This window comes from Saccharothrix sp. NPDC042600 (assembly GCF_040647305.1).
Lineage (GTDB): Bacteria > Actinomycetota > Actinomycetes > Mycobacteriales > Pseudonocardiaceae > Actinosynnema > Actinosynnema mutabilis.
The window spans coordinates 1-13,606 of the sequence record NZ_JBEZBW010000070.1; the positions used below are offsets into that span (position 1 = coordinate 1).

Sequence of the window (13,606 nt, forward strand, 5' to 3'; positions counted from 1 at the left end):
AGGGAGAAGGGTGGTTGCCTCCGGCAGGCCGTACGGGGAACGAACCGACGCCCTTCCACCCCCCGGGGGCCTGCCGCGCGGCGAGCGCCGCTTTTGATCTTTCGCGCTCAAGAGCGCGTCAGCGCGCAGCTCTCAACCCCGAGTCCACCGCTGATTCCCCTGACCATTGCAGGCCCACAGCACCAGCCGCGCCCCGTTGGCCGTAGCCGCCCCCTCCACATCCAGGCACAACCCGGCCCGAACATTCCGCACAGACCCGTCCGACCCGAACGTCCAACGCTGGTTGTCCTGCCCGTTGCACGGCCACGTGATCACCCGCGTGCCATTGGCAGTGCCACCGTTGTACGCGTCCAGGCACTTGTCGCCGAAGACCCGCACCTCGCCGCCCGCCCACGTCGTCCACAGCTGGTTGGCGGCGGTGTGGCAGTCCCAGATCAGGACCGTCGCGCCGGCGGCGGTCGAGGCGTTGTCCACGTCCAGGCAGCGGCCGGACCCGACACCACGCACACGGGCGGTCGTGTTCGCCAGCGGAGTCCCGCCGGACACCCGGAACGCCGCCACGCCATGAGCCGGGACGTTCGCCGAGATCGTGCCCGTGCTCGTCGACACAGCCCCGGTCCACTGGTCGGTCAACGTGAAGCCGTTGCCGGACAGGCCGACCTGAGCGGCCGTCGTCGTGATGGTGGTCGCCGCGCCACCGCGGTTGAACAGGCCCACGGCCACCGAACCGTCCGACAGGGGCTTGGCGAAGACCTCGGTGGCACCGTCGTCGCGCACCCGTCGCCCGCCCGCGCCCAACGCGTCCTGGTTCACCGCCAGCAGGCGCGGGTTGCGCAGGATGGCGCTGACGTCCGCCGACATCGTGCGGATGTCGTTGCCCGCCATGAGGGGCGCGGCCATCAGGGCCCACAGCGCGAAGTGGGACCGTGACTCGGTCAGGGTCAGGCCCGGTCGGCCCACGACCAGCATGTCCGGGTCGTTCCAGTGGCCGGGGCCGGCTTGGGCGGCCAGCGGGGCGTTGACGTCGAGCACGTTGCCGACGCCCATCGGGTAGCTGTTGGTGTTGCCGTTCTGCCAGATGTCCAGCAGGTCCTCGGTGGTGCGCCACAGGTCCGCGACCTGGCCCCAGTCGTACTTGTCGCCGGTGATGGCGTGGAAGCTGTTGGGGTTGATGCTGTAGACGATCGGGCGGCCGGTGGCGCGCAGGGCGTCGCGCATGAGGGTGAACCGGGCGACCTGCTCGTCCCGCGTACCGGCGGAGGAGCACCAGTCGTACTTGAGGTAGTCCACGCCCCAGGACGCGAACGTGCGGGCGTCCTGGACCTCGTGGCCCTTGCTGCCGGTGGACCCGGGGTGGTTGCCGACGGTCTGCGCGCAGGTCCGCTCGTTGGGCACCTGGTAGATGCCGAACTTCAGCCCGCGGGCGTGGATGTAGTCGCCCAGGGCCTTCATGCCGCTGGGGAACTTGGTCGGGTGGGCGCGGAGGTTGCCGGCGGCGTCGCGCTGGGGGTCGAACCAGCAGTCGTCCACGACGACGTACTGGTAGCCCGCGTCGCGCATGCCGGAGGACACCATGGCGTCGGCGGCCTGCCGCACCTGCGTCTCGGTGATGCCGCAACCGAAGCTGTTCCAACTGTTCCACCCCAACGGCGGCGTCAGCGCCGGACTCCCGGGAGCAGCAACTCCAGGCGCAGCAACTCCAGGCGCGGCAACTCCAGGCGCAGCAGCACCGGACGCAGCAGCGCCGGACGCAGCCGGGACAGGCTCAGCCGAAGCGGCCTGATGGGGAGCAGTCGCCGCCGTAGCGGCCAGGGCCAGTGTGACGGTGGCGCGGCGGATCGCCGCCCAGGGTCGGATGGGCATCGGGTCTCCCTGTGTCGTCGTCGACACCCGCAATGTAACCAGGCCGTCACAGCCGGTCAAAGCTAATCATGTGAGCGCTAACTTTAGCCAGCGACCAATCCAACCACCGTACGACCACCACACAACCGCCGAACCACCCCCGAACACACCAAATCAACCCAGCATCTTGTGAGCGTGAACAACCGCCGGCACACTGCCGTTCCGCAGCACCCGGCGTGGCCCGGGAGGTCTCAGCGGGACCGGTCGGCGGTGCGTGGCGGGGCTACCGAGCCGCCCTCGCGCACCGGCATCGGCACCCGGTGGACCACGGGCGTCCGGTCGCCGCGCCGGCGTCGCTCGAACAGCCCGAGCAGCACCTCGACCGCCCGCACGCCCAGCTCGTGGTGGGGCAGGGCGACCGTGGTCAACCGCGGACGCAGCCAGGAGGCGATGGGATGGTCGTCGAACCCGACCACCGACACGTCGTCCGGCACGGACAGGCCGGCCTCGCCCAGCGCCTGGTACGCGCCGAACGCCAAGCGGTCGTTGAAGCACACCAGCACCCGCGGCCGGTGGTGCCGCAGGACCTCCCGCGTCGCGGCGTAGCCGTCCTCGGGCATCCACTTCGGACACCGCCGGGCGCTGACCACCTCCACCCCGGCGGCCTCGAACACCTCGCGCAACCCGACCAGGCGTTCCACGGCGGCGGTGCTGTTGGGCGGGATGTCGTCCACCCCCGGCCCCGCGCCGATCAGGTGGACCCCGGACCGGTGCCCGACCTCGACGACCACCCGTGCCGCCGAACGGCCCGCCTGCACCTCGTCGGGCACCACCGAGTGGATGGTCGAGCGCGACACCGACGTGGCGTTGAGCAGCACCGCCGGACCGTCGTGCAGGCCCTCGGGCACCGCGACCTCCCGGGTGTACATGGCGGCGAAGACGATTCCGTCCACGCGCCGGTCGTGCATCGCCTCCACCAGCGCCCGCTCCACCACCGGGTCGCCGCCGGACTCGCCGACGAAGACCATGAACCCGCGCCGGTGCGCGGCCTCCACCGCACCCCGGATCATGTCGCCCGCGAGACCCGAGGACGCGACCGTGTCCGAGATGAACCCGATCGTCTGCGAGCGCCCGGTGCGCAGCCCGACCGACAGGGTGTTGCGGCGGTAGCCCAGCTCGTGCGCGGTGGCTCGCACCCGCCGCTCGACCGCTTCGGAGATGCGCAGCTCCCGCGCGCGCCCGGACAGCACCAGCGACGCGGTCGTGGCGGACACCCCGCTCGCCTCGGCCACGTCGGCCAGCGTCACCCGCCTGCGTCCCACGAGTCGGCACGCTAACACGATTTAGCAACGCAGGAGGAGACACCGATGCCCCACCGCGCCGGCGCGGTCCTGGCCGCGCTGACCCTGCTCGCGGTCGGCTGCGCCGCGCCCGGCACCCTGCCCCAATCCACTGTGGACAGCCGAACGACCCCCGGCTGCGGCACCGCCGACATCACCCTCCAAGCCCGGTTCGAAACCGGTTTCCCGCTCGCGAAAGCGCTCGCCGAGGAGTTCACCCGGCAGCACCCGCACGTCACCTGGAACATCCGCGAGGAGCAGTTCGACGTCCTCACCCGCAACGCGCCACGCGTGCTCGCCGACGACCCGCCCGACCTCATGCGGCTGCCGCAGGTGTCGGAGGCGGTGCGCGCCGGTCTCCTGCGCGACCTCGACGGCTACGCCCGCGCGCTGGGCTGGGACCGCCGCCCGCCGGCGCAGACCCGTCCCCTGCGCGTCGCGCCGGGCGGCCGGCCACGCGGCGAGGGACCGCTCTACGCCACCGGACTGTCCACGAGCGTCACAGGTGTCTTCTACAACAAGGAAATCGCCGCAAGACTCGGCTTGAGCGAACCACGCACCCTCGCCGAGTTCGACGCCGCCCTGGCCCGCGCCAAGGCGGCCGGCACCACCCCGATCGCCGGCTTCAACGGCGGCGCGACCGGCGGCCTGACCTTCCCCCTGCAAAGCCTCATGGGCGTTTACGGCTCGCCCGGAGCCATAGACGACTGGACGTTCCAACGCCCCGGCGCGACCATCGACACCCCCGCCACCGCCGAGGCCGCGCGGCACCTCGCGCGCTGGCTCGCGGCCGGCTACTTCGACCCCGACCTCAACGCCACCGACTACGCCCGCATGCTGGACCGGTTCACCTCCGGCCGGGCGCTGTTCATGGTCAACGGCGACTGGGAGTCCGCCGCGCTGGACCGCCGGATGCCCGGCCGTGTCGGGTTCTTCCTCATGCCGCCGCTGCGCGCGGGCGGTCCGCGGGCGGCGATGGCCGGTCCCCCGACCTTCGCGATACCGGCCCGCGCGGCGCACCCGGACTGCGCGGCGGCGTTCCTGGACTGGGCGGCCACCGATCCGGCCGCCCGCGACCTCGTCGTGCGCGTCGGCGGCGCCCGGCCACTCGGACCGGCGACGGCCTGGCCGGTGGACCCGGGCTCGGTCACCGCCGCGACGTTCGCCGCGACCGACGAGGTCCTGGCCGGGGACACCGCCATGGACTTCATCGCCAACGCGACCGGCTCGATCTACGCCAAGAGCTGGACGCCCCAGCTCCAGCGGCTCGTGGAGGGCGACCAGACCCCCGAAGGGCTGCTGCGGCGGGTCCAGGCCGACTACCTCGCCCAGACCGGGGGCTGACCCGGTGCGGACCCGGTGGGCCGGTTGGCTGTTCGTGCTGCCCGCGCTGGCCGTGCACGGGGTGTTCGTGCTCCGGCCGTTGGCGCTGGTCGCGCAGTACTCGCTGTACCGGTGGGACGGCGTGGGCCCGGCGGTGTGGGTGGGGTGGGCCAACTACGCCGCCGTGCTCACCGACCCCGACCTGCGCCGACCGCTGCTCAACGCCCTGCTGCTCGTGGTGTGCTTCGTGGCCGGCCCGGTCACGATCGGCCTGGCCCTCGCCGCCGCGCTGCGGCCCGCCCCAGCCCTACAACCCGCCTCAGCGCGACCGCTCTCGACGCTCCTGCTCGTGCTGCCGCAGGCCGTGCCGCCGATCGCCGCCGGGCTGGCGTGGAGCGTGCTGCTGTCCTCGACCGGCGCGGTGAACCGGGCGCTGGACGCGATCGGCCTGGAGTCGCTCACCCGAGCGTGGCTGGGCGACTCCACCACCGCGCTCACCGCCGTCGGCCTGATCGGGGCGTGGTCGCTGCTCGGGCTGTGCGCCCTCCTCCTGTCCGCGGGCGTCCGACGCCTCGACCCCGCGCTCTACGAAGCCGCCCGCCTCGACGGCGCGGGCCGGTGGCGCGAGTTCCGTGCCGTGACGCTGCCGGGCGTGCGCCGGGAGGTCGGCGCGTGCGTCGTGATCACCTCCCTGGCGGCGCTGTCGAGCTTCGACGTCGTCTACGTGACCGCGAAGGGCGGCCCCGGCGGCTCGACGGCGGTTCCCGCGCTGGAGGTCTTCCACCTGGCGTTCACCGAGCGCGCGGTGGGGACGGCGTCGGCGCTGGCCGTGGTGCTGGTGGTGCTCGTGCTCGCCGCGATCACCCCCGTCCTGCGGTGGTCACGATGAAAGCCCGGACGCTCCTGTCCACCGGGACGCTCCTGTCCACCGGAACGCTTCTGCGCGCCGGGCTGGCCGTGGTCACGCTCCTCCCCCTGGCCGAACTCGTGGTCACCGCCCTGCACCCGCCGGGCACCTACCCGCCCGGCCTGACCTGGCCCGAGGACCCCCACTGGTCGAACTTCGCCACCGCGTTCCGCACGGGACACGCCGACCGGGCGCTGCGGTCCGGCGCACTGGTCGTCCTCGCCGTGGTGCCGGCGGTCCTGGCGCTCTCGACGGCGGCGGGGTACGCGCTGGCCCGGCTGCCGTTCCCCGGCCGGCGGGTGGTGTCGGGGCTGTTCCTGCTCGGGCTCGTGCTGCCCCGCGAAGCCATCGTCCTCCCCCTCTACCAGCAAGTCCGCGACCTGGACCTCCTCGACACCACCGCGGGTCTCGCGTTGGCCCTCATCGCGGTCCACCTGCCGTTCGGGGTGCTGTGGATGCGGACCCACTTCGCCTCGACGCCCGCCGAGCCGGCCGAGTGCGCCCGCGTGGACGGCGCCGGCCCGTGGGCCGTGCTGCGGTACGTGCACCTGCCGCTCGCGGGTGACGCGCTGCGGTCGCTGGCGCTGCTGCTGTGCGTGTGGACGTGGAACCACCTGCTGTTCGCCCTGGTCCTCGTGGACGACCCGCTGCGCCGGACGGCGGCGGGCGCGTTGGACGCGTTCCAGGGCCGTTGGGGCACCGACGTGCCGCTGCTGTGCGCGGGCGCGCTGCTGGTCACCGCACCGGTGGTCGTGGCGCTGGCCCTGACGCACCACCGTTTCGCCGACGCCCTGGTGCGGGGCGTCGCGTTCCGATGATCACCGACGATCGAAGGAGCACCCCATGGCCGAACCAGGCCACTCCCCCACCCGACGACGGGCCACCGTTGTCGCTACCCTCCTCACCCTCTTGAGCAGTCTGATGGTCGCCGTGAGCACGACCCCGAGTTCCGCGGCCACCGTGGACACCACCGCGTGGTACGTGCTGGTGAACCGCAACAGCGGCAAAGCCCTGGACCTCTACAACTTCGCCACCAACGACGGCGCGCGCATCACCCAGTGGACGCGCGGTGACGGGGCGAACCAGCAATGGCAGTTCGTGGACTCCGGCGGCGGCTACTACCGCCTGAAGTCCAAGCACTCCAACAAGGTGCTCGACGTGACGGGCGCGTCCACCGCCGACGGCGCCCCCATCGTCCAGTGGGCCGACCACAACGGCGGCAACCAGCAGTTCCGCCTGGCCGACTCCCCGGACGGGTACGTCCGGCTGGTCAACCGCACCAGCGGCAAGGCCGTCGAGGTGCAGAACGCCTCCACCGCCGACGGCGCGAACGTCGTGCAGTACAGCGACTGGGGCGGCGCCAACCAGCAGTGGCAACTGGTGAAGGTCGGCGGCACCACCGGCCAGTTCACCAACCCGGTGGTGTGGCAGGACTTCGCGGACGTGGACATCATCCGCGTCGGCGACACCTACTACGCCACCGCGTCCACCATGCACTACTCGCCCGGCGCGCCGATCCTGCGCTCGTACGACCTGGTGAACTGGGAGTACGCGGGTCACGCGGTGCCGTCGCTGGAGTTCGGGTCGAAGTACAACCTGAGCGGCGGCCAGGCCTACGTGGACGGGATCTGGGCCTCGACCTTCAACTACCGGCGCAGCAACGCCACGTTCTACTGGGCCGGCTGCATCGACTTCAACGACACCTACATCTACACCGCGTCGGCGGTCGACGGGACGTGGACCCGGCACGCGCAGATCGACAACTGCTACTACGACGCGGGCCTGTTGATCGACGACAACGACACGATGTACGTGGCGTACGGCAACACCACGATCAGCGTGGCCCAGTTGTCGCCGGACGGCCGCAGCCAGGCCCGGGCGCAGCAGGTGTTCCAGACGCCGTCCAACGTCGGCACGCTGGAAGGCGCCCGGTTCTACAAGCGGGGCGGCAGCTACTACATCTGGCTGACCCGGCCCGCCAACGGCCAGTACGTGCTGAAGTCCGACAACGGCCCGTTCGGCCCGTACACGATGCGGCAGGTGCTGCTCGACCTGCCGGGTCCGATCCCCGGCGGCGGCGTGCCGCACCAGGGCGGGCTGGTGCAGACGCAGAACGGCGACTGGTACTACATGTCCTTCGTCGACGCGTACCCCGGCGGCCGGATGCCGGCGCTCGCCCCGATCACGTGGACCTCCGACGGCTGGCCGGTGCTCCAGACCGTCAACGGCACGTGGGGCGCCACGTACCCGAAGCCCAACCTGCCCGCGCCGCCCCGACAGGTCAAGCCGATGGTCGGCACGGACACGTTCACCGGACCCGCGCTGGGCCCGCAGTGGGAGTGGAACCACAACCCCGACACCAGCCGGTACGCCGTCGGCAACGGCCTGCGCCTGTCCACGGCCACCGTCACCAACGACCTGTACGCGGCCCGCAACACGCTGACCCACCGCATCCAGGGCCCGACCTCGACGGCGACCATCGAGCTGGACTACAGCACGATGCGCGACGGCGACCGGTCGGGTCTGGCGATGCTGCGGCAGTCGTCGGCGTGGATCGGCGTCAAACGGGACAACGGGACCACCCGGGTGGTGATGACGACCGGCCTGGCCATGGACGGCAACTGGAACACCACCAGCACCGGCGCCGAAGTGGCCGGGGCCCCGGTGAGCGGCGGGCGGATCTGGTTGCGGGCCAACGCCGACATCCGGCCGGGCAGCGGGCGGCAGGCGCGGTTCTCCTACAGCACCGACGGGGTGAACTTCACGCCGTTGGGATCGGCGTTGACGTTGAACAACGCGTGGCAGTTCTTCATGGGCTACCGGTTCGCCATCTTCAACCACGCGACGCAGGCCCTGGGCGGCGCGGTCACGGTGCGGAGGTTCGACCTGACCACACCGTAGCGCTCTGACCGCACCGTAGAGGTTCGAACACGCCGCAAACGGCGGTTCCCCACTCGGCGGAGGCGTTGCCGAGTGGGGAACCGTCTCAGGGTCGGGATTCCATGCCGTTCCCACCCTGTGCGGCGGACACGCCCGGTGTCGGGGTCGTGGGGACCCATCCGTCTCGCGACGGTCCCCGGTTCCCACCACGACCCCGCGGGTGTGCCCGCCCGACCGCGGGCCCGGCTTCCCCCGTCAGAAGGCCGGGTAGGCGTTCTGGACCAGGGAGGCGAAGCCGGCCGGGAACCAGGCGCCGGCGTGCGGGGCGCCCGGCAGCGCGCCGGTCAGGTTGCCGCCGTTGGCCTGGTTGTCGCCGCGGTAGTTCGGGTCGCACATCGGGTCGTGCTGCTTGCCCTCCTCGTTCGGGCCGTCGGTCTTGGTCGCGATGCCGTCGGACTCACCCGGCGGCTTGACCCAGATGTAGGCGTCGAACCCGGGCCGCGGCGCGGCCGTGGGTCGGGCGCCGATGCCCGCGCCGGCCTGGTTGCACCAGTTGCCGCGGTGCAGCTTGCGGTCGATGCGGCCGGAGTTGACGTAGGCGTCGGCCGTCGTGCCGCTCGCGCCGGTGGGCCGGTTCGGGCCGCCCCAGCCGTTGCGGGAGGTGTCGATCACCATGCCGATGCCGCTGGGGAACCCGGCGGCGATGAACCGGTTGCGCATCTCCGTGCCGAAGTCGGCCTCGTCGAAGAACGGGTTCCACTGGTAGTAGTTCGCCGCCTGCAGCTGCGTGCCGCCGATGTTCAGCGTCGGGTCGGGCAGGTGGATCTCGTCGGTCGGCGAGGTGTTGGCCATGTTCGACACGAAGCCGTCGACGCTGTTGACGCCCTTGGTGGTGCCCTTGATCGTGTTGGCGATCAGCGTCACCGCGGGACCCATGTTGGAGTTCCAGCCCAGCCACCCGGAGTGGGCGATGTCCACGTAGTTGTAGACGTTCGGGATCGCGCTGAGCTTGTTCAACGCGTACTGGATGCCCTGCACGTACGCGCCGCTGGAGTTGGCCTCCGCGCACTTGGGCTTGGCCAGGTTGGTGACCAGGTTGGGCAGCGAGTCCGGCTCGACGATGTTGACGATCCGCAGGCTGCTGTACTTCGGGTCGGCCAGGATCGCCGCGATCGGGTCGATGTACTCGGCCTTGTAGCGGGCCAGGCCGTTCTCGCTGACCTTCAGCTCGCCGTTGGACGCCAGCGCCGCGCAGTCGCGATTGGGCAGGTCGTAGATGACGACCTGGATGACCACGGGGGTGGTGCCGCCCGCCGCCTGCCGCAGCGCCTCGTCGAGGTGGCCCCGGAGGCCACGCCCGGCGGTGATGGCGCCGATGCGGTCCATCCACACGGCGGTGGAGTGCTCGGCGACCTTGCGCATGGCGGTGCCCAGGGTGCCGCCGGTCGCGTCGGCCGTGGCGTTGACGTTGGCGACGAAGTCCGGGTTGAGGTAGCCCTTGGCCCCCACGAACGGGTTGGCCACGTGCTCACCGGGCTCGCCCGGGTCGGTCGGCGTCGTGGTCGTCGTGGTGGTGGTCGTGGTCGTGGTGGTGGTCGTCGTGGTGGTGGTAGTGGTGGTGGGCCCACCGCCGCACGTGACGCCGTTGAGCTTGAACGACGTCGGAGCGGGGTTCGAGCCCGAGAAGGAGCCGTTGAACCCGATGCTCGCGCTCCCGCCGGCGGGCAGCGACCGCGCCCACTCGGGGTTCTTCGCCGTGACGTGCTGCCCGGACTGGGTGAAGGTCGCGCTCCAGCCGTTGGTGACCCGCTGGTTGCCGGGGAAGTCCCATTCGAGGGTCCACCCGTCGGTGATCGCGTCGCCGACGTTCTTCAGCGTGATGCTCGCGGTGAAACCGGTGTCCCATTGGTTCACCTTGTAGTCGACCGCGCACCCGGGAGCCGCGCCGGCCGACGTGCCGCCCAGGACCAGCAGCCCCGAGCACAGGGTCAGGGCGGCGGCAGCGGCGCCGCCGCGGGCCAGGATCGTTGGTTTCATTCAGGGTCCTCGTAGCGTCGTTGCCGTGGTGAAGGACTTGTACCTGTCTCTGGGAGCGCTCCCAGAGGGCCAAGGTAGCGACGGCGTTACGAGCGAGTCAATCAGGGTTGGATGCTAAATTTTTCGCCCAATCCTTTAGCAGGAACGGGAAAGCCTATTCCGCAATTGTTTCGGTGAAGCGGAACGACGACAGGCGGAAGTCGCCGCGCAACGTGACCCACACGTCGTGCACACCGACCACCCCCGCCACTCCCGCCGCACCGGCCGACCCCGCCATACCAGCCGACCCCGCCACACCGGCCGACCCCGCCACACCGGCGGCTTCCGCCACGCCGGCGGCTCCTGCCAGGTCGGCGGTGACGGTCGTCCACTCGTAACGGCCGCCCGTCACCGGCACCTCGACCACCGCGAGCAGCCGGTCCGCCAGGTGGAACTCCAGTCGCGCCGGACCGGGACCCTCCTTCGCCACCCGCGCCGCCACACCGACGGCGCCGGTGAGGTCCGCCGCGCGGTACAGGAGGGTCGCGGGACGGGTCGGGTCGGTCGGGGTGACCGCGTCGCCCGTCGTGCGCGTGGCGTCGGTCAGGGTGGTGTTGGCGTAGTCGTCGAAGTCGACGGCCCGGGTCTCGCGGCCGACCAGGGCGCGCGGCGCCGGGGCCGGGCCGGTCACGGTCAGCGGGGCGGTCAGTACGGCCTCCCGCGCCGAGCGCGCCACCACGACCTCGTACTCCCCCGGGTCCACGGTGAAGCCGCCCGTGGCGACGTCCCAGTGGGCCAGGCGTTCGGCGGGCAGCCGGAAGACCAGCGTCCGCCGCTCGCCGGCGGCCAGACCCACCTTGCGGAAGTCGGCCAGCCGCAGGATCGGGGCCTCGTAACGGGTGTCGAGAGCGCGGACGTAGAGCTGGACGACCTCGGCGCCCGAGCGCGGGCCGGAGTTGGTCAGCGTCACCGCGACCTCGACCGCGCCGTTCCGGTCCAGTTCCGAAGTGGACAGTCGCAGGTCCGAGTAGGCGAAGTCCGTGTAGGACAGGCCGTGCCCGAACGCGTAGAGCGGCGCGGCGCGGTGGTACTGGTAGGTCCAGCCGGCCTTGACGACGTCGTAGTCCAGCGGGTCGGGCAACTCGTCGTCCCCCCGGTACCACGTCTGGGGCAGCCGCCCGGACGGGTCGGCGTCGCCGAGCAGGACCGCGGCCAGGGCGCGGCCGGTCTCCTGGCCGCCGTGGGAGGTCCACAGCACGGCGGGCAGGTGCTCGTCGGCCCAGTCGACGGCGTAGGGGTAGGCGCTCATCACGACCAGCGCCGTCTCCGGGCGGACGGCGGCGACCGCGCGCAGCAGGACCTCCTGGGACTCCGGCAGCGCGGTGCCGGTGCGGTCCTGGGTCTCGCGGCCGTTGATCAGCGGGTGGTTGCCCAGGACGACGATCGCGACGTCGGCGGCGGCAGCGGCGGCGCGGGCCTCGCCGACGCCGTCGAGCAGCAGTTCGCGGTGCCAGCGCTCGGCGGTCTCGGGCGTCTCGGCGGTGAGGGTGACCCGGCCGTCCGGCTCCACCGCCGCGTAACGGCCGGAGTGGACGCCGCGCAGCAGCACCGTGTCGCCGTCGGCGGTGGGATCGGCCTCCAGCCGGAAGGTCTCGTGCACCTCCCACGTCTTGATCACGTCCTGGGCGACGGCCAGCGGGCCGTCCTTGGCGGTGAGGTGGCGACCGGTCTCGGCGCACCGCAGGGTCACCACGTCGTCGCCCCACTCGACCACGTCGAACGCCGTCCCGCCCAGCAGGTCGCCGCTGGTGCGGCAGCGCAGGGCGATCCGGTCGACGCCCTCGACGCACACCACGTCGCCCAGCCGCTCGCGCAGCCCCGCCGCGACGGTGACCCGGTAGGGCATGGTGCCGCTGTACCAGTCCTCGTGCAGCGCGTCGGCCAGCGGACCGAGCACGGCGACCCGCGGCGACCCGGACAGCGGCAGCACGCCGTCGTTCTTCAGCAGCACCACCGATTCCGTCGCGGCGCGCGCGGCGAGGGCCCGGTGCTCGGGGCAGTCGACCACCTCGGGGCCGATGCCCGCGTACGGGTCCAGCTCCGGGTCGAACTCGCCGAGCCGGAACCGCACCGCGAGCTGCCGCCGCACGGCCCGGTCCACGTCGGACCGGTCGATCAGACCGCGCTCCAGCGCCTCGCGCAGCCGGCCGACCGGGGTCGCGCTGTCCTCGCCGTGGTCGGTGAAGCTGTCGATGCCGGCCTTGAGCGCGGCGGCGTGCGACTCGGCGTGGTCGTCGAAGTAGTGCTCCGGATCGACCAGGTTGGACGGGGCCTCGGCGTCGCTGACCACGAACAGCTCGTGCCCGGTCGGCTCGGCCCACCGGCGCAGCTCGTCGGCGATGAGCGGGCTGACGTGGCACGGCCGGCCGTTGACCAGGTTGTAGGCGGCCATCGCGCCGGTCGCCGCGCCGGAGGCGACGACGGGCCGGAACGCGGCCAGGTCGTACTCGTGCAGCACCCGGGGCCGCACGCCGGAGGACGTGGTGCAGCGGTCGTCCTCGTTGTTGTAGGCCAGGAAGTGCTTGAGCACCGGGGCCGCGCGCAGGAAGCGGGGGTCGTCGCCGGCCAGTCCCCGGCAGAACGCCTCGCCCAGGCGCGCGGTGTGCAGCGGGTCCTCGGAGTAGCCCTCCTCGTTGCGGCCCCAGCGCGGGTCGCGCAGCGGGTTCACCACCGGAGCCCACGCCTGCAGGCTGGTGGCGCCGCTGCCGACGACCGGCGGGCGGTGGTAGTGGAAGGCGCGCAGTTCCACCGAGGTCGCCTCCGCCACGGCGCGCACGAGTTCCTCGTCCCAGGTCGCGCCGAGGCCGACCGCCTGCGGGAACACCGTCGCGACGCCGAGCCACGCGACGCCGTGCAGGGCCTCGGACCCGGTGCGGAACGCGGCCAGCCCCAGGCGCGGGACGGCGGGCGCGTACTGGTGCAGCATCGCCAGCCGCTCGTCGGGGGTGAGTCGCCCGAGGAGGTCGTCGACGCGCTTGTCCAGCGGCAGGTCGGGGTCGCGGAAGGGGAGCCGTTCGGGCGCGGACACGGGCGAGGCACTCACGTGGCGTGAACCCTTCGGATGAGCAGCGAGTGAAGCGCTTCGACAATGACACTGCCCCCGGAGGCTGTCAATTAGCCATGTACCGCAACGTTCTTGCGCAAACCGCCCCTTGCCGCCGCTCATGGCACGCCCTAGTCTCGCCACATCGTTCAAGCGCTTCGACAGTTCACCGCACACCCAGCGTCCACTTCACCG

General features: G+C 72.0%; 8 protein-coding genes. 4 read left to right on the top strand and 4 right to left on the bottom strand.

Annotation, left to right across the window (positions count from 1 at the left end):
* Positions 1-132: 132 nt before the first annotated feature.
* Together AB0A74_RS30560 and AB0A74_RS30565 are read right to left on the bottom strand one after the other, a co-directional pair.
* Positions 133-1,647, bottom strand: a complete 1,515-nt coding sequence (locus AB0A74_RS30560; RefSeq protein ID WP_358254842.1) for a ricin-type beta-trefoil lectin domain protein — start codon at positions 1,645-1,647, stop codon at positions 133-135.
* Between the two features lie 446 nt (positions 1,648-2,093).
* Positions 2,094-3,164 (bottom strand): LacI family DNA-binding transcriptional regulator, encoded by a 1,071-nt coding sequence (locus AB0A74_RS30565; RefSeq protein ID WP_358254843.1) that lies wholly within the window; start codon positions 3,162-3,164, stop codon positions 2,094-2,096.
* A gap of 45 nt (positions 3,165-3,209) precedes the next feature.
* On the opposite strand from AB0A74_RS30565, the gene AB0A74_RS30570 reads away from it, so the two are divergent.
* The 4 genes from AB0A74_RS30570 (at position 3,210) to AB0A74_RS30585 (ending at position 8,313) form a co-directional block, all read left to right on the top strand.
* Positions 3,210-4,526 carry an extracellular solute-binding protein gene (locus AB0A74_RS30570; RefSeq protein WP_358254845.1) on the top strand — a complete coding sequence of 439 codons (1,317 nt, stop codon included), beginning with the start codon at positions 3,210-3,212 and terminating at the stop codon, positions 4,524-4,526.
* Between the two features lie 4 nt (positions 4,527-4,530).
* Positions 4,531-5,394 (top strand): sugar ABC transporter permease, encoded by an 864-nt coding sequence (locus AB0A74_RS30575; protein ID WP_358254847.1) that lies wholly within the window; start codon positions 4,531-4,533, stop codon positions 5,392-5,394.
* Complete coding sequence (locus tag AB0A74_RS30580; RefSeq protein WP_358254849.1) at positions 5,391-6,230, top strand: carbohydrate ABC transporter permease; 840 nt, start codon at positions 5,391-5,393, stop codon at positions 6,228-6,230. The genes AB0A74_RS30575 and AB0A74_RS30580 overlap by 4 nt, the downstream gene beginning before the upstream one ends.
* A gap of 91 nt (positions 6,231-6,321) precedes the next feature.
* Positions 6,322-8,313 (top strand): RICIN domain-containing protein, encoded by a 1,992-nt coding sequence (locus AB0A74_RS30585; protein WP_358254850.1) that lies wholly within the window; start codon positions 6,322-6,324, stop codon positions 8,311-8,313.
* Positions 8,314-8,547: 234 nt separating this feature from the next.
* Here AB0A74_RS30585 and AB0A74_RS30590 read toward each other — a convergent pair whose 3' ends face one another.
* Complete coding sequence (locus tag AB0A74_RS30590) at positions 8,548-10,329, bottom strand: glycoside hydrolase family 6 protein (protein WP_358254852.1); 1,782 nt, start codon at positions 10,327-10,329, stop codon at positions 8,548-8,550.
* A 154-nt stretch (positions 10,330-10,483) separates the two neighbouring features.
* Positions 10,484-13,411 carry a glycoside hydrolase family 3 C-terminal domain-containing protein gene (locus tag AB0A74_RS30595; protein WP_358254854.1) on the bottom strand — a complete coding sequence of 976 codons (2,928 nt, stop codon included), beginning with the start codon at positions 13,409-13,411 and terminating at the stop codon, positions 10,484-10,486.
* Positions 13,412-13,606: the final 195 nt, after the last annotated feature.

Coding starts and splice junctions, on each gene's coding strand:
- AB0A74_RS30570 (WP_358254845.1), top strand. CDS start 3,210: ATGCCCCACCGCGCCGGCGCGGTCCTGGCCGCGCTGACCCTGCTCGCG.
- AB0A74_RS30580 (WP_358254849.1), top strand. CDS start 5,391: ATGAAAGCCCGGACGCTCCTGTCCACCGGGACGCTCCTGTCCACCGGA.
- AB0A74_RS30590 (WP_358254852.1), bottom strand. CDS start 10,329: ATGAAACCAACGATCCTGGCCCGCGGCGGCGCCGCTGCCGCCGCCCTG.